This is a genomic window from Gimesia chilikensis (assembly GCF_008329715.1).
In the GTDB taxonomy this organism is placed as follows: Bacteria; Planctomycetota; Planctomycetia; order Planctomycetales; family Planctomycetaceae; genus Gimesia; species Gimesia chilikensis.
The window spans coordinates 35689-55144 of sequence record NZ_VTSR01000010.1 but is presented as its reverse complement, the minus strand read 5'-3'; the positions used below and the strand labels follow the sequence as shown (position 1 = coordinate 55144).

Here is a 19456-nt window from a genome sequence, read left to right as displayed (position 1 = left end):
GCGCCTGACGCCAGCTGGTAGCGGTTTTCTCTCCTTTTTTGCCTTCTGGCTCGGATTTTCCTCCTCGCTGAAGTTGAAGATCGCCTGCAAAAAGGTTACTGTTACCCGCTCCCTTGAGGTTGGTATGCGCTCCCTTTACCGGCGTAAACCGGCCTGCTACAGACTTTTTGAAGTCAATCTGAAGACGCCCTGATGTTGGGCGTTTTGATATAAGTCTATAATATTGTATCGTTTACGTTTGAGGAATAACCGGTGTCTACTACAAAATCTTTTATGGCGAATGCAAAGACTGTCGACCCTCAGTGGCTCGTTGTTGATGCAGATAACATGATTGTGGGACGGCTGGCTACCAAAATTGCTACCGTACTGATGGGCAAACACAAGCCAACTTATACAGCCCACGTTGATACCGGTGACTATGTCGTCGTCGTAAACTGTGATAAGATCAAGTTTACCGGCAAAGAGCTGGCCCATGATTCGCATCCCTACTTCTCCCGCAAAATGCAGGAAAAGAGCTACGCGAAGTACAGTGGTTACCCCAGCGGTCTGAAAAACGTGACTGCAGAGCAGAAACTGGAACGCGGACAGGCAACACAGGTTCTGTCAGAAGCCGTTCGTCGCATGCTGCCTAAAAACAAGCTGGGTCGTCAGATGCTGAAAAAGCTGAAGCTGTATTCCGGCCCGACTCACGATCATCAGGCCCAGCAGCCCCAGGAATGGCCTGAGTACCTGCTCCCGTAAGACACTGAGAGTAAAGACTCGATCTTCCCTTTATCCCTTTTCAGTAAAACAAGATAAGAGTAGTTGACCGTTATGGAAAATGAGACTCCAGAATCAGAAGTAACAGAAGAAACCACAGAACAGCAGACCCCGGTTGAAGCAGAAACAGCGACATCAGAGGATGCGACTGCCGAATCGATGACAGTCTCGTCTGGTGTTCCTGAGTTGACTCTGGGATCAGGTCTGGCCACTGAAACGGAAGAGGAAGATGTCGTCAAACCAGAGCCCGTCATCCGTGGCAAACTGGACAAGCATGGCGTCGCCATGGGAACCGGCCGTCGTAAGACCGCTGTCGCCCGCGTCCGCATCAAAGCTGGTTCCGGTAACCTGACCATCAACGGCGTTGGTCTGAATGATCACCTCAAGGTCGAACGTGACCGCCAGATGGTGGAAGCCCCCCTTAAAGCGACCGACACCTACGGTAAGGTTGATGTCTGGGTTCGCGTCAGCGGTGGTGGAACGACTGGTCAGACCGGTGCTATCGTTCTGGGTATCGCCCGTGCTCTGGAAGCTTACAACAACCAGCTCCACGAAGCTCTGAGTGCAGGACGCTTCCTGACTCGTGACAGCCGTATGGTTGAACGTAAGAAATTCGGATTCAAGAAAGCCCGCAAAAGCTTCCAGTTCTCAAAACGCTAAGCGACCTGCGAGCAACCAGGCAATGTTCCAATTACTTGCCTGTTAGAAGTCATCAACACCCTGACTGGCGTTCTCCGGTTAGGGTGTTTTTTTACAGAAAATGGACCGGCCGGCAGACAGGCAGGCGCTTTCATCCTGTCGCGGATCATCTTCGTAACCGGTGCGGGCGTCTGATCAACATCACAATCAAAAGGAGCGTTCAGCATGTATGGGCGGTTATTGCTACCTGAGCTCCAGGTGATGCTGGATGAAAATGATAACGCAGGCATCAGGGAATTCTGTGAAGCCCTCTATCCGGCTGTGACCGCCGAAATTCTGGCCGAACTGGACAGTCGGGAAGTCTGGCGGGTCATCTCCTGTTGTGATTCTCAGAAGCAGGCTGAGATCTTCCAGTTCCTGTCTCTGCCTCAGCAGATTGAAATCGTAGCGGTCATTGATCGGGGACCGCTGTCCAAGCTGATTGAAGAGATGGCGCCCGATGACCGCGTCGACCTGCTCTCAAGGATGGACGAAGAACACGTCGAAGAGCTGCTGCCACTGATTGCCCAGGCCGAACGCAGTGATATTCGCAAGCTGCTCTCCTATCCGGAAGACAGTGCCGGCGCGATCATGACAACCGAGTATGCGTATTTGCCCGCGAACATCACCGTGGCCCAGGCCCTGGAGAAACTGAGGCAGCAGGCACCAGACAGTGAAATCATCTCCTATATTTACGTAGTCGATGAGGGCCGCAGACTGCAGGGGATTGTCTCACTGCGGGAGCTGATCTTTGCCCGTCCGACGCGGCCCCTCTCGGAATTAATTAACCGGGATGTGATTTCGGTACGCGTTGATGATGACCAGGAATTTGTCGCACAACAGATGGCGAAGTTCGACTTCGTGGCGATTCCCGTGGTCGATAACCAGAATCAACTGGTAGGGATTGTAACACACGATGACGCGATCGATATTATGCAGGAAGAGGCGACCGAGGATGCCTACCGCCTGGCTGCGGTCGAGCCACTCGAAGACAGTTACCTGTCAACGTCTCTGCTCACAGTGATCCGTAAGCGAATCGGCTGGCTGATCTTCCTGCTGGTCCCCTCGTTCCTGGCGGCTAAGGTGCTGGAACATTACGAGGCAGTGTCCGACAAGTTCGAATGGCTGGTGTTGTTTATTCCCCTGATCCTGGCCAGTGGTGGTAATGCGGGATCGCAGTCTGCCACGCTGATCATCCGGGCGATGGCGATCGAGTCGAACATCCAGCGCGAAGAATTAAATGCGCTGTTAATGAAAGAGTTTAAGCTGGGCCTGCTGCTGGGAAGCATGCTGTCGCTGATCAGCTTCGGTATCTCGTGGGCCTTTACTGGCGCGCTGATGCAGGCAACGGTCGTTGGCCTGGCGGTCTTTCTGGTAGTGCTGATGGGAATCTCAGCAGGGGGAATGCTGCCTATGGGCTTTCGCAAGCTGGGGATGGATCCGGCGTTGATGTCAAATCCGTTTATTACTGCGCTGGTGGATATCCTGGGGCTGATTATCTATTTCCAGGTGGCGATGTATATCGTCAGTTGAGCGGCTGCGGTCAGCGGTTTGCAGCTCAGGATTCGGGGTCGATTTCGACTTCTTTCAGCTGAATGCCCATCATCTTCATCAGTTCCAGGGCGTTGCTGTGCTCGACGACACCGGGGCGCATGCGGTAGTCGAATGTCATTTTGCCGTCCACCAGCTGATCCTCAAAGTGCACGTTGCGGGCCTTGTCGCCGAACAGGTCCGTGATTTCGGTTAAGGCCAGGTCGTGAGTTGTTACGATGCCGATTCCGCCCCGTTCGATGAGCGTTTCAATCACGCTCTGGGCGCCGATCCGACGGTCATGCGAGTTGGTTCCCTGCAGGATTTCGTCGAGCAGGAACAGCACGGGTTCGGGAGCGTCCGCCAGGTGCACCACGGCTGAGAGCCGGGCGACCGACTGGTAAAACAGCGAGGCTCCCTGCTGCAGCGAGTCCTGTACCCGCATCGCGGTTCCCGCCTGCATGGGGGAGACGCGAAGTGAGACGGCCCGCACGGGCGCTCCAGCCAGGGCGAGCACGAAGTTCGTGCCCACGGTTCGCATCAGCGTACTTTTGCCGGACATGTTCGAACCGCTGATCATCAGCAGGCGGTCCTGTGAATTCAGTGTGACATCGTTGCGAACGACCTGATGTTCGGGAATCAGGGGGTGCCCCAGGCTGGTCCCTTCAAAACAGGGACCAGCTGTCGGTTCCACGATTTCGGGGAACGGGTCTGTGGGGTGTTCATAGGCATGGCCGGCCAGGGAGCAGAGAGCCTCAAATTCTCCGACCGCTGCCAGCCATTCGGGGCAGTGTGGCCCCACGCGTTTGAGCCAGCGTTCGATGGCGCTCAGGTAGTGAAACGGGATTCCCAGCAGAATCGTCAACGGGGCGGAGAACTGGTTGCGGAAGCAGTTGTTCAAGCCCTGAATGTATCGTCTGAGCTGGGCGATGCTTCTTGAGGGAGGGACGCCGTCGGTCTGCAGGGCGGCGATAATTTCCTGGAGGTGCGGCGAGTTAAATTCGCGCTGTTCAATCAAAGACAGGACGTCGGAGAGCACCGGCAGCCCGTCGCGGACTTCATCGGTCTGGCTCAGCAGTTCGCGGATCTGCGGACCAACAAAGAAGAGCAGGCAAACCTGAATGATGATGGCGACCACGATCGGGGCGATTCCGGTCCAGGAGAACAGCCAGCTGATGACTGACAGGGCGGCGAAGATCCCCGTGATCATCGAGGCCCACTGCAGGGGAGCGGGAATGGAGATCAGGGGTTGCCCGACCCAGTCGGCCAGGTGAGTCTGTTCGATTTCACTATGGGTTTCCGCTTCGAGCAGTTCTAACGTCTCGCGAAAATCGAGTTCGTTGCGGAGCTCTTCGACGGATTGCTGACGCGCGCGGATGACACTGGTCTCAGCCGGGCCTAGCAGCCAGCGGGCCAGCGTTTCTTCTCCCAGCTTCGTACGGGCGGCACAGATCAGCTGGAACAGAGAGCCTCGCCCTAACAGGTCCAGGTCGCCGGCGTACATGTGTTGCGGGTCGTAATATTCCTCTCCCGTGGGCCGGACGTCAATCCACTTGTCGTCCAGGCGATCCAGGGCGGTTCGGTAGTAGGCTTCCGCGAGCCGGGCCCGTTTGAGGTGGCGGATACAGCGGGCGTGCAGAATCACCAGTACAATAAAGGCGATCGCGGGCACAAGCAGCCATTGGGCGCTCAGGATCTCGCCCAGCGTGGAGGCCAGCAGGATTCCGACTGCTGCCAGAAAGACAAAGCCCCGCCACGTCGAAAAGCGGTCGCTCTCCTTCACAAATGCCTGTACGTCCGCCGCACGACTGGCGAGCCGCTGTTCGTATTCGGTCCGGGGATTCTGCTGATTCTGGGGGGCTTGCATCGAGTTCGTAATCTTCTGAGAACGCTCTTCTGGTAAAGCTCACTTCTAACGGATTGACGGGTTCATTGCCAGCGTAAACAACGGTGAATTCTGATTTGCAATGAGTCTTCGTACAGGGTAAAACAACCATGCATCTCAGTTATTTTTCAGGAGAAACCGGGCATGGATCAAGTACCTGTTATCGACACGCATCAGCACCTCTGGGATCTGGATCTATTCGAGTTGCCCTGGCTGCAACTGCCTGGAATGGATGTCCTGCGCCGCAGCTTTCGGATGTCCGACTACCGGGAGGCGACACGAAATTGCCCGGTCGCCAAAACGGTTTACATGGAAGTAAATGTTCACCCGGATCTGCATGCGAAAGAAGCCCGCTACGTACTCGAGTTGTGCGCTCAGTCTGACAATCCAATGTCAGGAGCCGTCATCGGAGGGCAGCCGGGCGAAGTGGGATTTGCGTCGTACCTGGAAGAGTTCCTTGGGAATCCGTTTCTGAAGGGCGTGCGAAGTATTTTGCACGATCCGGATCGGCCGCGGGGCATGTGCCTGACGCCTCAATTCAAACAGAATATCCAGCTGCTCGGTCAGCATGATCTGAGTTTCGATTTGTGTATGCGACCGGCAGAGTATCTGGATGCGGTGGAGCTGGTTGATGCCTGCCCGGAGACGCGATTCATCGTGGATCATTGCGGCAACATGAGTGTGCAGCCCGATCAGCAGGAGGCCCGTGCGGAATGGGAATCGGGTCTGCGACAACTGGCTGAGCGGGAGCAGGTGATGTGTAAGATTTCGGGAATCGTGGCGACCGCGACTCCCGCAACATGGAAACCGGCAGACCTCAAACAGAACATCGACTTCTGCCTGGACACGTTTGGCGAAGACTGCGTCTTCTTCGGAGGGGACTGGCCCGTCTGTACGCTGACGGCGACGTTTGAAACATGGTACGAAGCTCTGCAGTGGATTGTGCAGGATCGCTCCGAGGCTTTTCAGCGAAAGCTGTTCCACGACAATGCGGAAGCATTCTATCGACTTTAAGCTTGAGGTCGTTTCAATCTAACAGCTGATTCTCATTCAGGGAGGCAGAAATATGAGGCACTTACTTTTTGCGGTTCTGATCTTGATGGTGCTGCCGCAGGTGGCTTACTCGGAAGGACCGGATGCCGCTGCAGAAGACGCGCTGCTGAAGCTGAATGGGGACTTCATCAAAGCACATGCGGCCGCGAGAAAACTGGATCTTGCCTCTGGCGGACCGATCATACTGCTGAAAGATGGTCAGCTCGTGTTGATCCGTGGCGGGAAGGAAACGACTTCGGAAATTCTGTTTCCCCGGTACGACACGGTGAAAGTCTTTGCGCATATGCCGGTCGCGATCTACCTCATGCTGGGGCCAGCTGGGGCAGGAGAACTGGATACGGAACGCCTGCAGCAACTGGCCGAGTATCATGGTCAGATTGACCGGGTCGAGAAGCAGCTGGATCACATTGGCCTGGAAGGAGAACAGCTGAAGCGGCAGAAGCAGTTGCTGGCCGGTTCGAAGCAGTTTCTGGAACACGTGATTCAACAGCAACGCTTTAGTACTGAAGAGCTCTATGCATTTACACGCGGTATGCTGCCGATGATTCAGACGAATATTGCGGAGGCGGCCGCCAGTCAGCTGGATGCCATGCATCGGCAGGTCATGGCGTGGAAAAAAGAGATGACGTCTGAAGAATGGCAGAAACTCCGGGTGTCGGTGAAGGGGGCTGTGCTGGCCCGCGAGGGGAATCTGGCGATGCAGTATTTTGAACGCCTGCTGAATCTTGAGGGGCCCGGCATGCGGCTGATTTACATGGAACGCTATGTGCATCCCACGCCGATGCAGACTCTACTGGCGACCCGCTCTGTGGATCGCGGAATCAGCATCGCCTTTTTCGACAATCCCGACCGCATGTTCCGCGACGTCCTGGCAGACGCCGCGGCGGCACACATTAAGCAGATGAACTTCGATTAGAGTTTCCTGCGAGTGTTAGTGCCTTCGGTGGGGTAAGCAGAAAAATGCCTACTCTTGCGCGAAGTCTTCCTCGATCTCGTCGCGCATATCCAGGCTGGGGCCGATGTCTTCCTTGAGGTCCTTGGAACGGTAGTAGATCTTGATCGGGATCTCATTGAAGGGGAGTTCTTCCCGCAGCACGCCGCTGAGGTAGCGTTTCCAGGACTCGCTGAACAGTTTCGAATCGTTGCACTTCAGAACGATGGTCGGCGGTTCGGTGGCGACCTGGGTGGCGTAGAAGATTTTCGGACGCCGGTTCTTGGAGTAGGGGGGCTGATTATTTTGAATCGCCGCCCGTACGACCTTGTTGAGCCGTCCGGTGGAAACCCGCTTGCGGGACTGCTTGTAGATCGTCTGTGCCAGGTTGACGACCTGCTTGATGTTCTTCGAATCGCGGGCGGTCACCAGGGCGACCGGGGCGTGCCGCATGGTGCGGAACTGGCTGGTCAGGTATTCGTCCCACTTCTCCGATGTCATTTTGCTTTCGCGGGCCAGGTCCCATTTATTCACGACGAAGATACAGGGCTTGTGGTTCTCTTCAATTTCCGCGACCAGCTGTTTGTCGACCTTGGAGATGGTCTGCTGGGAATCGAAGAACATCAGTACCACATTGGCGCGGCGGATACTGCGTTTGGCGCGGGTCAGGCCGTAGAATTCGATGTCATTCGCCAGACTCTTGCGTTTCCGCACACCCGGTGTGTCGATGGCCAGGAATGATTTGTCGTCAAACTCAAACCGGATGTCGACGCTGTCCCGTGTGGTGCCGGCGACTTCGCTGACGATCATGCGTTCTGACTCGGCCAGGGCGTTGATGAAGGTACTCTTCCCGACATTCCGCCGACCGACGATGGCGATTTTGAGTTCGGGTGGATTGGAGAGATGTTCGCCTTCCGATTCTTCAAACTCTTCAGCCGGGGGGAGGTTATCCAGAATGGTCTTGATCAGTTCATTCCGGTTGCGGTTCCCTTTGACACTGGTGAGCACGACGGGCGCTTTGGTCAGACCAAAAAACTGGGCTGCTTCGTCATCGGTGCGGGTGGAATCGCATTTGTTGACACAGAGGATTTTGGGCTTTTCGATGGAACGGAGCCGCTGGGCGACTTCTTCGTCCAGGTGGGCCAGGCCCATGGAACCATCCACGACAAACAGGATCAGGTCTGCTTCGTCGATGCCGACCTGGATCTGGCGTTCAATGTCTTCCGACAGATCGTCGCTGTCGGTAATGCCGATGCCCCCCGTATCGACGAGTTCGAAGTAGCGTTCTTTTTCATGTACGAGGTACGTGACGCGATCGCGGGTCACGCCGGCGGTCGGATCGACAATCGCGATCCGGTGTCCGGCGATCCAGTTAAAGATCGAGCTTTTGCCTACATTCGGGCGGCCGACGATGGCAATTTTGGGTATGGCCATGATGAATCTATATTATCCAAAGGAATCGTTTTCAGTTTGAATTCGACGGGAGCCGGTTCACTCGCTTGATTTCCCGCTGTCGGGGCTGTATCCCTGAAAGCTGGCAGGGGGAAACGGTGAAGCGCCTGTCAAATCGGAGCTGATTGCTGCTGACATTCAAGCCGGTGAGGGGACCGGGCGGTCACAAACAGAGCTCGGCGAACCACAGCCTGCGGTTCGCATATTATAGCGGCTGAGTCATATTTCTACAGGTTATCCAGTTGACCGGCGATTGTTAATCAACTGGAGCCCTGCGTTTGGGAACTTCCGGCTAAATGACGGTATTTGAGCACGAATTAGCAGCCTGGGGACCGGATTCGGCCTATTTTGAGGGGACGGATGCTCCAGTTTCCCTGTCGGAGGCACAGGCCTACTGTCGGCGGATCGCGCTGGGGCATTACGAGAATTTCCCCGTCGTCTCCTGGGTGCTGCCGCGTGAGTTACGCACGCACTTCTTCAACGTGTATGCTTTCTGCCGCTGGGCCGATGATCTGGGGGATGAAATCGAAGGAGCAGAGCGATCACTGGCGCTGCTCAGCTGGTGGCGGTCGCAGCTTGAAGCCTGTTACGCCGGACTGCCTCAGGCAGGACAGGAACATGGCTCAGAGACGGTCAAACTGCACCCGGTCTTCATTGCGTTGACGCCGACGATTGTTGAGTTCGATCTGCCTCAGCAGGCCTTTGATGATCTGATTCAGGCGTTCGAACAGGATCAGCGGGTACAGGAATACGAGACCTTCGCACAACTGCTGGAGTACTGCCAGCGAAGTGCCAATCCGGTGGGACGACTGGTCCTGCATCTGTGCCGATCGGTGACCGAGGAGAACCTGGCGTGGTCCGATTCGATCTGCACTGGCCTGCAACTCGCGAATTTCTGGCAGGATGTGGCCCGAGATTATGAGATCGGTCGCATCTATCTGCCCGCGGAGGATCGACGCCAGTTCGGTTATAGCCGGGAGCAGTTAGAGAACCGTGAATTTAACTCTGCCTTTCAGTGTCTGCTGGCGTTTGAGGTTGAACGGGCGCGTAAATATCTGAGGGACGGATTACCTTTGGTGCCCCGCCTGCCGGGCCGTCTGCAGGTGGATATCGATCTGTTTGCGCGGGGAGGCTTGAGGATCCTGGATCATGTGGAAGGCGTGCAGTTCAACGTCTGGAAAACGCGGCCGGTGGTCTCCAAGGGAGAGTTCTTCGGCCTGTTGATGCAGAGTCTCGCCCGGCGGTGGGGGTTGTTGGGACGTTAGGTTCCTGGTTCAGCCGTTGCGTTCCTGCAAATTCAGTGGGGATTAAGTTCTGATGAAGAATGGTGAGTTCGCCCCGTTTGCCCTCTATTCAGCTGGTCTCTTTTTGCAAGATGCAGGGGGATCGGTGAGTTTGACGATGGGCGGATTCGGAAAAGATTCTTTTGATTTTTTTCGTGAGTTCGGGGTTGGATTTGAATGAAATTTGTGTGTAATTTCTACAAATACAGGCTTTTGATGAGTCTGGTTAATGATTCTTGACATCTTTGGACGATGTCCAACATTTAGTATTGACTACTGAAATATACACACTATATTGGGTGTTATGAGTGAGTGACACAGACGAAACAGTACACAGTTGTTCCGTTCTGGGTCAAAAAGAAGTTGGTTTTCACAAGCCTTGGGATGGTAAATCTCCGGATCGTTGCGGGCCACGTTTTTGTCGCTTTTCAGAGTGCTCAACGTGTCTGCTGATGACTCGAAAAACCTGTCTGACAGGGACTTGCTGGAGCCTCGACTCTCACATGCGGTTATTGTTCAGAAATTGAATTTCAGATCAGTGAGGGTTCTGTAAGAGCAAACGGAGTTGCCAGTTCATGCAATGCGTAAATGCTGCCTGCCTGCTCCATTCTCTTTATGTTTCCTGTCTTTTCTGTTGTGTCATTTCTGGCAATGAGAAGCGAGAGCACTTCATGTAGTGTCACTGGGGGTGTCACTGCAGATCATCTCACCACACATCTTTTGGATACACCTAAGCTGCTGTCGGCATGGACACAGCCGGATTTTTAGCATTCCATTTTAAGGAGGCAATCGAATGATTCGAGCGCAAACAGAATGGATCGTCAGGAAGCGCGGGGGGCGCAAAGCTCCGTTTGATGCTTCGTTGATCGGTCGAGCAATCTCCAACGCTTTTCGTGCAGAATTGAATCTCGCGGAAAATCAGCCACTCGATGATGAAATCCGGATGGAAATTCCGGAGATGGTCGAGACAGTGGCCAACGAAATTTCTTCAGCAGCCAGCAGTGATGAAGGCATTGAAGTCGAAAAGATTCAGGACGTCGTCGAGATGATGCTGATGCGTCGCGGGCACTACCGGATCGCCCGTCGCTACATCGTCTATCGTGCTGAACGCGCCAAACTGCGGGCCCTGCGTGGTTCCTCAGAGCTGGAAGACGATGCAGATACCGTCAAGTCTTCCGCACCTCGTTTCCACGTGGTCCTCAAAGACGGCACGAAAGTTCCCTTTGACGAATCACGAATTCTGGCCCGCCTGTCGGAAGCCTGTCGCGGCCTGGAAGGGGACTGCTCAGCAGAAGACCTGCTGGAAGAAGTCATGCGTTCCATCTTCGATGGTATCTCCGTAGAAGAACTGTATCGCGCCATGATTCTGGCAGCCCGGACCCGTATCGAACGGGATCCCGCTTACGATACCGTTGCTTCACGCCTGATGCTGAAGATCATTTACAACGACGCTCTGGGGAATGCTCCCGCGGACGTAAATGAGCTGAATCAGCTGTACGTCGATCGGTTCCAGCAGTTCCTGAACGACGGCATCGAAGCCAAACGTCTGAGCCCCGATCTGCTCAGCTTTGACCTGAATCGTATCGCTCTGGCTCTCGAGCCCAAGCGGGATCACCTGTTCCAGTACCTGGGACTGCAGGCGATCTTTGACCGTTACCTGCTGCACATTGGCGGCCGTCGCATTGAAACACCTCAGTATTTCTGGATGCGTGTTTCCATGGGCCTGGCAATCCAGGAGCAGGACGATCCGACCGGACGGGCGATTGAGTTCTACAATATTCTTTCAACCTTCCGCTTCACCTCTGCGACGCCGACTCTGTTCAACTCAGCCACACTGCACCCGCAGTTGAGCTCCTGTTATCTGTCGACCGTCGATGACGACCTGGATCATATCTTCAAGTGTGTTTCCGACAATGCCAAGCTCTCCAAGTGGGCCGGCGGACTGGGGAACGACTGGACTCAGATTCGGGCGACCAACTCGCACATCAGTGGTACCAACGGCCAGAGCCAGGGCGTGATTCCGTTCCTGAAAGTGGTCAACGATACGGCTGTGGCTGTGAACCAGGGTGGCAAGCGGAAAGGGGCTGTCTGCTCCTACCTCGAAACCTGGCACCTGGATGTCGAAGAGTTCCTCGATCTGCGGAAGAACACCGGCGATGATCGTCGTCGTACTCACGACATGCACACCGCCAACTGGATTCCCGACCTGTTTATGCGTCGCGTTCGCGAAGACGCCGAATGGACCCTGTTCAGCCCGGACAGTGTACCCGATCTGCATGACCTCTACGGTCACGATTTCGAAAAGCGGTACGTCGAATACGAACAGATGACCGAAACCGGCGAGATCAAACTGTTCCGGAAGGTTTCTGCCGTCGAACTGTGGCGGAAGATGCTGACCCGTCTGTTCGAAACCGGTCATCCCTGGATTACCTGGAAAGATCCGTCCAACATCCGTTCTCCGCAGGATCATACCGGCGTGGTTCACAGCAGTAACCTCTGTACCGAGATTCTGCTCAACACCTCCCGTGATGAGACCGCGGTCTGCAACCTGGGTTCCGTCAACCTCAAGCTGCACATCGTCGATGGTCAGCTCGACCTGGGCATGCTGGAAGAAACGGTTCGCACTGCGATGCGGATGCTCGACAACGTGATCGACATCAACTACTACCCGACTGCCGAAGCACGCAACTCCAACACCCGTCATCGTCCCGTCGGTCTGGGCGTGATGGGCTTCCAGGACGCGCTGCTTGCCCAGGGAATCAGCTATGCCAGCATGCAGGCGGTTGAATTCGCCGATGCCAGCATGGAAGCCATTTCCTACTTCGCGATTCTGGCTTCGTCCGAACTCGCCGGAGAACGGGGCCGCTATGGTTCCTATCATGGTTCCAAGTGGGAACGGGGCCTGTTGCCGATCGATACGCTCGACCTCTACGAGAAAGAGCGGGGCGTGCCGATTGACGTGGATCGTCAGACCCGTCTGGACTGGCAGCGTGTTCGTGATTCGATCGCTGCGAACGGCATGCGTAACAGTAACGTGATGGCAATCGCCCCTACGGCAACCATCTCCACGATTATCGGTGTGTCACAGTCGATTGAGCCTTCCTACAAGCATCTGTATGTGAAGAGCAACCTGTCTGGTGAGTTTACCCAGGTCAACCGTCAACTGGTGGACGATCTGAAAGCCCTCGACCTGTGGGATGCGGACATGCTGGAAGCTCTCAAGTACTACGATGGTTCGGTCGTCGAAATTGAACGGATTCCCGATGATGTGAAGGCCCGTTACCTGACGTCATTCGAAGTGGAACCCAAGTGGATTATCGAATGTGCGGCCCATCGCCAGAAATGGATCGACATGGGGCAGTCACTGAACCTGTACCTCTCAGAACCATCCGGGAAGAAACTGCATGAAATGTACATGCTGGCCTGGGAACGTGGTCTGAAAACAACGTACTACCTGCGAACGCTGGCAGCCACCCAGGTTGAGAAATCAACCGTGGACGTCAACAAGTTCGGCATTCAGCCTCGCTGGATGAAGAACGCCAGTGCTTCCGGCGACATCCAGGTGGAACGTGCTGCTGCTGCAACTATCGTCACTCCCGGTCAGTCCTGTAACCTGGAAGATGGCGAGTGTGAGGCTTGCCAGTAATTGGCTGTCTGATACTCGTGACCAACTTTGTGCTAACGTTACTTTTCCAAATGGATTTTAATGAGGTGTTATGATGACAATTCTCAATTCCAATACATCCGGTTCTCCTTCACTGACTCCCGTAGGAGATACCCCCACGGGCCGCTTCAAGGCGGATAAAAAACGACTGATTAACTGCTCGCAGGTCGATGTCAACCAGCTGATGCCGCTGAAGTATCACTGGGCCTGGGAACATTACCTGAATGGCTGTGCGAACCACTGGATGCCCACCGAAGTCGGAATGACCAAGGACATCGAAATGTGGCGTTCCAGCAAGCTCAGCGAAGGCGAGCGGTTTGTGATCATGCGGAACCTGGGATTCTTTGCGACTGCAGAGAGCCTGGTGGCCAACAACATCGTGCTGGCCATCTTCAAGCATGTGACCAACGCTGAATGCCGTCAGTACCTGCTGCGTCAGGCGTTTGAAGAAGCCGTGCACTCGCATACCTTCCTGTACATCGTGGAAAGCCTGGGACTCAACGAGTCTGAGGTCTTCAACATGTACCACGAAGTACCTGCGATCGCCAAAAAAGATCAGCTGGAGATGGAACTGACTTCCGAAATTCTGGATCCTGATTTCTCCACCGATTCCTTCGAAGGAACTCAGGCATTCCTGAAGAACCTGATTGGCTACTACCTGATCATGGAAGGTCTGTTCTTCTACACCGGTTTCGTGATGGTGCTCTCGTTCCATCGCCGCAACATGATGACTGGAATCGGGGAACAGTTCCAGTACATCCTGCGGGACGAAACCATTCACCTGAACTTCGGGATCGACCTGATCAACGGCATCAAGCAGGAAAACCCGGAAGTCTGGACTCCCGAGTTTCAGCAGACCATCATCGATCGCGTCAAGTATGCGGCCGAACTCGAAATCGAGTACGCTAAAGACTGTCTGCCCACCGGGATTCTGGGACTGAACGGCGATCTGTTCCGCGAATACGTGCAGCACATTGCTGACCGTCGTCTGGAACGTATCGGTCTGCCCGCCCAGTACGGTTCTTCGAATCCGTTCCCCTGGATGAGCGAAACCATGGACCTTTCGAAGGAAAAGAACTTCTTCGAAACCCGCGTGACCGAATACCAGAGCTCAGGTTCACTGACCTGGGACTGATTCGTCCGCGACAAAATGGAATGCACCCTCGAAGGGACCACCAGCCGGTGGTCCCTTTTTTGATGCGCGTGAAGAATTGGGGAAAATGGCAGGCGGGGCTCCAACGAAAGCGTTTTCTCTGTGGCTGTTGAAAAGAGATAAACCAACGCAGCTGGCGATAACCGCCTGTATTAGAGAGTTCAACATCCTATGATTCCGTTGAACTCTGGTGCGAAATTAATTGGCAATCATCAAAAAGTTATGGCACTCACGAAGTTCTCCTTCAATGTCTCAAAGACTACCCATTCTGAGACGACGAAATACAAGTTCGCATAAGTGAAGCATGGGTAACAGTTTGTGTCTCGATGCCTCATGTCCGGTAAACTGAGAATTTTATCTACTCCTTTTGATACCTGCGACGGCACATGCTTTGCATTACTGTGTTCCGGAACATGGTGCTCTGTCCCCTCTTGCTGAAGACCTCTCTTCGAGCCTCACGTTGAATGTCCTCTTGCTACATCTCATCCACAACTACATCAGGACACGAACAAGAGTTACTTATTGGAAAACTAGTCCTTGTACCATTCTGCAAGTCCCCTTTTCTTTTCCGGAAACGGTGATTCAGATGGTGAGGCAGGAGTCAGCTCCGTTTTGTTGGCGACTCCCTTTTAATTCGGGGAACCGATGTTCATTTTAGAATTTGGTATTGAATCAGTGGCTTAACCATTGTTTAATAAATAATTAAAATAAACGAGCTGTTTTCCCTCCAATAAGTGACCCTCCAATACGCGATAGACCTCCGTTTGTGAGAAGCCTTCTCAATACCTTCATCACAAAACTAATCCAGCACACATATCAAGCTTCTGTACTTTCTAATCCTGTGGATTTATTTCTAAACCTGTGAATTTTAAGAGGGAGTTATTTGATGTCGAGGACCATACACAACAAGAAGGGTTTTACTCTGATTGAACTGCTGGTGGTAATTGCAATTATCGCTATTTTGATTGCATTGCTGCTGCCTGCCGTACAGCAGGCGCGCGAAGCCGCCCGCCGTTCCACCTGCAAGAACAATATGAAGCAGCTTGGACTGGCGTTGCACAACTATCACGATGCACACAGCAAGTTTCCCTACTCAAGTGCCAACAATGCCATGGTCTGGACGCAGGCCGGAGATGCGATCCTGAATCAAACAGGTTGGACGCTGCTGCTGCCCTACATCGAACAGACTGCACTCTATAATCAGTTCAACTTCAGTGCCGCTCAACGCAACAGTACGTTTAGCGGGTGGTCTTCAAACAGTGCGGGAACAGTGATGGGCGCGTCTGCTGACATCACCGCGAATATGGAGCTGACGAAAAAGGTCATCGCCGTTTTCAATTGTCCGAGTGATGACAACAACCAGACCTACAATGCTGTGTCTCCCAACTACGGCTGTGGTGTCTCGGGAAGTGCCATGACCAACTACGGGTTCAGTGTCACCTCCGGTACGGGCCCCTGGGCGTTGTGGCGAAATGAAGGAGCTACCACGAGAGCTCTCTTCGGGGAGAATTCCGATTCTGATATCTCGAAGATCAAAGATGGCACAAGCAACACCGTCATGGTCTGCGAAACGACTCGCCAGGTGCGTGATGGAACCGGTAACTACTGGGGCTGTAGCGTTTATGCCGGAAATGGCGTCAACCTGGGTCACAGCCGGGGAATCAACTACTGGCTCTGTTGCTCCTGGACTCCTCCAATGACGGAACGTCCCGGCGTACTGGGATCTTACAGTATGCCCGGAAGTGCCCACGTCGGCGGTTGTATGATTCTGCTTGCCGATGGTGCAGTGCGTTTTCTCAGCGAGAACGTCGATGCTTCTATCCGCACCGGCCTCTCCAGAATCAAAGACGGCCAGGTGCTTGGTGAATTCTGATCAGGGAATTTGTTTTCCGATATGTCTGATGCTTACGGATGAGGAAATCCGTGAGCGTCGGACTCTTTTCTCTTAATCAATCCTGCTACTTCTTACTCTGGTGGAACAACATGAGCGCGTGCTTAGATACGATGCGTCAATTGACTCGAGGAATCGCGATCCTTTTTGCGGTGATGTCTGCTGCTCTTTCCGGTTGCGGCGGTTCGGCTTCCGGTCCCGACATTGATATGATTCCTGTTACGGGATCCGTGACGATGGATGGAGAACCGCTGGTTGGTGCGATGGTGGAATTTCATCCTACGGGCGGAACGAAAGGGAATGGCGCTTTTGGCCTGACCGATGAGGCGGGCAAGTTTACTTTGACGGACTACCATTCGAATCCGGGTTGCCCTCCCGGGGAGTACGGTGTGACCTTCTCGAAGATCACCCTGCCGGACGGGTCTCCGATTCCTCCCGATTCCCAACAGGGTGGGGTCGGGATGAAAGAACAGATTCCCCCGGGCTATAACCTGTTCAAGCCGCATGCGATTATCCAGGCTGCCTCAGTCAAAGCGCCGGAATCGACATTCGAATTTCAACTCGACTCAAAATTCAAACCCCCACAGTCGTTTTATCATGAATAGTCAGCGGGTCTCAAATGTGACCCGGGGCTGATTCGTCTGCAACAATATGGAATGCCTCTAAAAGGGACCACCGGCCGGTGGTCCCTTTTTTGATGCGCGACAGGGTTTGAGAGAAAATGACGGACTTGAGTTAGTTGTTGCTGCGGTTGTTGAGGATGGGTGGTATACTAATGGGCGGTTGTTTTGGGAAGTAGTGTTGGCAGGTGAGGTGAGAGACTGAATTGAATTACGCGCACCTCGCTCAATTGAAAAAAGGTTGCTCAATCACCATGCGATATCTTCTGCTTAACCTGCTGCTGATCATCTTTTTTTCTGGCGTGCAAACTTCGTTCGCACAGAATGTTTTGCCTGAACAGGATAATGATGCAGCCAGGATTGAATTTTGTTTGAGTGGAATTCGAGAGCATTGTCAAAGTCTGAAATCGGGACTGGCGACTTATCAGGGTTCTCTCAACATGGAGATCAGGGGGGAGCCTGAAAATAATCTGTCCGGAGCGGTCTCTGGGATACTCGCCTTCGATGGCACTAGAGTGCGATTTGATGTGACTCGTCCCGGGTGGACTGTGGACTCAAAAACCATTGAGCATCCCTTAGGCGATAAGACGATCGCGAAGGCGACCGCACAGATGAAACAGGGAACGCTGACCAAGATGTTCAGTGACAATGGTTCAAAAATCGCCATTTGGCAATCTTTCCAGCCGTTAATTGCAATTGGTAATGCCAGCAGCTTTCCGGACCGCCGCGTAACGGAGTATATCGACTACAGATGTCCCACCCTGTTTGATATCTATTCGGTGAATATGGGCTACTCACTGGACCAGATACTGGATAAGCTTGACCCCGATCATGCATTGTCAGTCGTTTCTGTGGAGAAAAAATCAGAGTCGATCTGGAATCTGATCTGGACCTACACGGACACAGAACACGACGAAGTCACGCGATGGATTCTAACGGTTGATGTTCAAAAAGATTTCAGTCCCACGAAATTTCTTTGCGAATCAACCAGGCTGCAGGATGTGCAAGATGATTCCAGTTGGATTCCAGAGTGGGAGAATACTACAACCTGGAAAAAAGAGTCGGAGGTGTGGGTTCCCGTCCATGTGGAGCGGAAACTTTTCATGGGACCCTATTCAGGTACGAATGAAGTCTTCACTGTTGATCTGGAATGGCAGTCCGTCAACGAGCCCGTTGCGGATGACGTGTTTACCTATGCAGACTTCGATGTCCCTGACAACATCGCCATCCAGGACACTTCATCAGGAGAAGCTGTCTGGATCAAACCCCTTCCTGCAAATCTACCGCAGTCAGAGCGTGGACTCAGCAGTAACTCAACAACAATGGCAATTCTGATTGGATTGAATCTATTGGTCTTACTGCTGATTGGGATATGGTATCTTCGTAAAAGAATGTTGCACGCTTAGTTTTTGGGGTTGGGATAAAAGCAGGGCTTGACTTTTTTATCTGCCGTTCAAAATTTCCGTGATCTAAAGGTGGTCCGCTTGCGTTCAACTTCAGTCGGCCTGTTTAACAACATGACTTACTGGAGATTCTAATGAGTATAATACCACGGTGCCCTGACTGCGAAACGGAGATGGAAAAAGGATTTGTCCCGGATAATACCTTTCTGGGAGCCCTGCAAACGGTGTGGCATCCAGGTGATCCCGAAAGTGCAGGCGACACTTTTTTCGGGATGAAGTTAAAGAACAGAACTCAGACGATTCATATCGACGAATCCGGAACGAGAAAGATTTCTACCTATCGTTGCCCAGCCTGTGGTCTGCTGCGGTCGTATGCAGAGTGAGTGGATTCCTAAACGGTTGAATAAAGAGGCGATACAGATTTGTTCTGTCCCCTTTATTGGCGATTATTTATTTCGTTGTGTTGAAGTGTATGAAGACATAAAAGGGTGAAGAGAAAAGGGGGCTTTGATAATTATTCTATAAGTTATGAGGTCGGTAATGCGGACATATGGTCTGGGTCGAATAAGAAGTTTGCAAATGTACGTCTTAAACCTGGGAGGTGCGCTCTGCGGGGTGCCAAGCGACTTGGCAAAAGAAGAAGATCGAATTGATGCAATGAGAAGAGCATTGCAGTATCTTCGAGAATTGACGGGGCAGGATTTTGGATTCGATTTAGAAACATGGCACCACTATCTTCAGTCATCGGATGAATTTAAAAACGATTACACTAATCGGAATGGTTGGACGGCAGTGTGTATAGGTATCAAAGAACTAATTGCTGACAAAGACCACTCACGGCGAGTTGAATTGGCCCAGCAAACTATGGATGAAGAGATGTAAAAGTAATACAAAGATATAGAAGAGTTTTTCGTGTCGTTCGTGGTTCATCAAATGGGCAATCAAAATACAGAAAACGCCGGGTATCCCCGAATGGAACTCGGGGTTGTCCGAGACAACGGGAAACTGTCAGAGCACTCTGGCAATGGAGAAAGCAGAAACCGATTTGACTTTGGTCCGCAGAGGAGTGGTGCTCTGAAAACGTGAGACCTCACTGTCAGTTTCCTGCTCGCTGCGCTCGGCCCGAATGCAATTCGGGCCTACCCATTTGGGGT

At 53.2% G+C, this 19456-nt stretch carries 16 protein-coding genes; 14 read left to right on the top strand and 2 right to left on the bottom strand.

The genetic code is table 11. The features are described 5' to 3' along the window. The first annotated feature begins 273 nt into the window (after positions 1 to 273). The 3 genes from rplM to mgtE all read left to right on the top strand — a co-directional run bounded on the left by rplM (position 274) and on the right by mgtE (position 2970). Positions 274 to 741, top strand: coding sequence for a 50S ribosomal protein L13 (gene rplM, locus FYZ48_RS15310; RefSeq protein WP_145193687.1), 468 nt, complete (start codon positions 274 to 276; stop codon positions 739 to 741). A 72-nt stretch (positions 742 to 813) separates the two neighbouring features. After that, positions 814 to 1419, top strand: coding sequence for a 30S ribosomal protein S9 (gene rpsI, locus FYZ48_RS29890; protein WP_350193566.1), 606 nt, complete (start codon positions 814 to 816; stop codon positions 1417 to 1419). Positions 1420 to 1623: 204 nt separating this feature from the next. After that, the gene (gene mgtE, locus FYZ48_RS15300; protein ID WP_149341828.1) at positions 1624 to 2970 is read left to right on the top strand and encodes a magnesium transporter; all 1347 of its coding nucleotides are present in this window, start codon (positions 1624 to 1626) and stop codon (positions 2968 to 2970) included. A 25-nt stretch (positions 2971 to 2995) separates the two neighbouring features. Here mgtE and FYZ48_RS15295 read toward each other — a convergent pair whose 3' ends face one another. After that, positions 2996 to 4834 carry a MutS-related protein gene (locus tag FYZ48_RS15295; protein WP_149341826.1) on the bottom strand — a complete coding sequence of 613 codons (1839 nt, stop codon included), beginning with the start codon at positions 4832 to 4834 and terminating at the stop codon, positions 2996 to 2998. A gap of 162 nt (positions 4835 to 4996) precedes the next feature. On the opposite strand from FYZ48_RS15295, the gene FYZ48_RS15290 reads away from it, so the two are divergent. Both FYZ48_RS15290 and FYZ48_RS15285 read left to right on the top strand, forming a co-directional pair. Further along, complete coding sequence (locus tag FYZ48_RS15290; RefSeq protein ID WP_149341824.1) at positions 4997 to 5866, top strand: amidohydrolase family protein; 870 nt, start codon at positions 4997 to 4999, stop codon at positions 5864 to 5866. A gap of 52 nt (positions 5867 to 5918) precedes the next feature. After that, positions 5919 to 6821, top strand: coding sequence for a hypothetical protein (locus tag FYZ48_RS15285; protein WP_149341822.1), 903 nt, complete (start codon positions 5919 to 5921; stop codon positions 6819 to 6821). A gap of 48 nt (positions 6822 to 6869) precedes the next feature. Here the strand turns inward: FYZ48_RS15285 and der are convergent, their stop codons facing one another. After that, positions 6870 to 8270, bottom strand: coding sequence for a ribosome biogenesis GTPase Der (gene der / locus FYZ48_RS15280; RefSeq protein ID WP_149341820.1), 1401 nt, complete (start codon positions 8268 to 8270; stop codon positions 6870 to 6872). Positions 8271 to 8584: 314 nt separating this feature from the next. Here der and hpnC point away from each other — a divergent pair, with 314 nt between their 5' ends. From hpnC to FYZ48_RS15245, 9 genes are all read left to right on the top strand, one after another. Further along, positions 8585 to 9553, top strand: a complete 969-nt coding sequence (hpnC, locus tag FYZ48_RS15275) for a squalene synthase HpnC (RefSeq protein ID WP_149341818.1) — start codon at positions 8585 to 8587, stop codon at positions 9551 to 9553. A gap of 52 nt (positions 9554 to 9605) precedes the next feature. Then, positions 9606 to 9752 carry a hypothetical protein gene (locus FYZ48_RS29275; RefSeq protein ID WP_187782040.1) on the top strand — a complete coding sequence of 49 codons (147 nt, stop codon included), beginning with the start codon at positions 9606 to 9608 and terminating at the stop codon, positions 9750 to 9752. A 612-nt stretch (positions 9753 to 10364) separates the two neighbouring features. Next, entirely contained in the window at positions 10365 to 13217 is a 2853-nt protein-coding gene (locus FYZ48_RS15270) for a ribonucleoside-diphosphate reductase subunit alpha (protein ID WP_149341816.1), read from the top strand. Positions 13218 to 13290: 73 nt separating this feature from the next. After that, positions 13291 to 14370: a ribonucleotide-diphosphate reductase subunit beta gene (locus tag FYZ48_RS15265; RefSeq protein ID WP_197999894.1), complete on the top strand. Its 1080-nt coding sequence runs from the start codon at positions 13291 to 13293 to the stop codon at positions 14368 to 14370. 904 nt (positions 14371 to 15274) lie between these two features. Beyond that, positions 15275 to 16261 (top strand): DUF1559 domain-containing protein, encoded by a 987-nt coding sequence (locus FYZ48_RS15260; RefSeq protein ID WP_149341813.1) that lies wholly within the window; start codon positions 15275 to 15277, stop codon positions 16259 to 16261. Between the two features lie 110 nt (positions 16262 to 16371). Then, positions 16372 to 16884: a carboxypeptidase-like regulatory domain-containing protein gene (locus FYZ48_RS15255; RefSeq protein WP_149341811.1), complete on the top strand. Its 513-nt coding sequence runs from the start codon at positions 16372 to 16374 to the stop codon at positions 16882 to 16884. 221 nt (positions 16885 to 17105) lie between these two features. After that, positions 17106 to 18305 carry a hypothetical protein gene (locus FYZ48_RS15250; RefSeq protein WP_187782039.1) on the top strand — a complete coding sequence of 400 codons (1200 nt, stop codon included), beginning with the start codon at positions 17106 to 17108 and terminating at the stop codon, positions 18303 to 18305. Between the two features lie 131 nt (positions 18306 to 18436). Then, complete coding sequence (locus tag FYZ48_RS29885; protein ID WP_390625128.1) at positions 18437 to 18685, top strand: PF20097 family protein; 249 nt, start codon at positions 18437 to 18439, stop codon at positions 18683 to 18685. A gap of 196 nt (positions 18686 to 18881) precedes the next feature. Then, the gene (locus FYZ48_RS15245; protein ID WP_149341807.1) at positions 18882 to 19184 is read left to right on the top strand and encodes a hypothetical protein; all 303 of its coding nucleotides are present in this window, start codon (positions 18882 to 18884) and stop codon (positions 19182 to 19184) included. Positions 19185 to 19456 lie beyond the last annotated feature (272 nt).

What these genes read in the sequence shown, in the direction of transcription:
- FYZ48_RS29275 (WP_187782040.1), top strand. Translation starts at nt 9,606, where the DNA reads ATGAAGAATGGTGAGTTCGCCCCGTTTGCCCTCTATTCAGCTGGTCTC.
- rpsI (WP_350193566.1), top strand. Translation starts at nt 814, where the DNA reads ATGGAAAATGAGACTCCAGAATCAGAAGTAACAGAAGAAACCACAGAA.
- FYZ48_RS15285 (WP_149341822.1), top strand. Translation starts at nt 5,919, where the DNA reads ATGAGGCACTTACTTTTTGCGGTTCTGATCTTGATGGTGCTGCCGCAG.
- rplM (WP_145193687.1), top strand. Translation starts at nt 274, where the DNA reads ATGGCGAATGCAAAGACTGTCGACCCTCAGTGGCTCGTTGTTGATGCA.
- FYZ48_RS15255 (WP_149341811.1), top strand. Translation starts at nt 16,372, where the DNA reads ATGAGCGCGTGCTTAGATACGATGCGTCAATTGACTCGAGGAATCGCG.
- FYZ48_RS15265 (WP_197999894.1), top strand. Translation starts at nt 13,291, where the DNA reads ATGACAATTCTCAATTCCAATACATCCGGTTCTCCTTCACTGACTCCC.
- mgtE (WP_149341828.1), top strand. Translation starts at nt 1,624, where the DNA reads ATGTATGGGCGGTTATTGCTACCTGAGCTCCAGGTGATGCTGGATGAA.
- FYZ48_RS15295 (WP_149341826.1), bottom strand. Translation starts at nt 4,834, where the DNA reads ATGCAAGCCCCCCAGAATCAGCAGAATCCCCGGACCGAATACGAACAG.
- FYZ48_RS15290 (WP_149341824.1), top strand. Translation starts at nt 4,997, where the DNA reads ATGGATCAAGTACCTGTTATCGACACGCATCAGCACCTCTGGGATCTG.
- FYZ48_RS29885 (WP_390625128.1), top strand. Translation starts at nt 18,437, where the DNA reads ATGAGTATAATACCACGGTGCCCTGACTGCGAAACGGAGATGGAAAAA.
- FYZ48_RS15270 (WP_149341816.1), top strand. Translation starts at nt 10,365, where the DNA reads ATGATTCGAGCGCAAACAGAATGGATCGTCAGGAAGCGCGGGGGGCGC.
- FYZ48_RS15260 (WP_149341813.1), top strand. Translation starts at nt 15,275, where the DNA reads ATGTCGAGGACCATACACAACAAGAAGGGTTTTACTCTGATTGAACTG.
- der (WP_149341820.1), bottom strand. Translation starts at nt 8,270, where the DNA reads ATGGCCATACCCAAAATTGCCATCGTCGGCCGCCCGAATGTAGGCAAA.
- hpnC (WP_149341818.1), top strand. Translation starts at nt 8,585, where the DNA reads ATGACGGTATTTGAGCACGAATTAGCAGCCTGGGGACCGGATTCGGCC.
- FYZ48_RS15245 (WP_149341807.1), top strand. Translation starts at nt 18,882, where the DNA reads ATGTACGTCTTAAACCTGGGAGGTGCGCTCTGCGGGGTGCCAAGCGAC.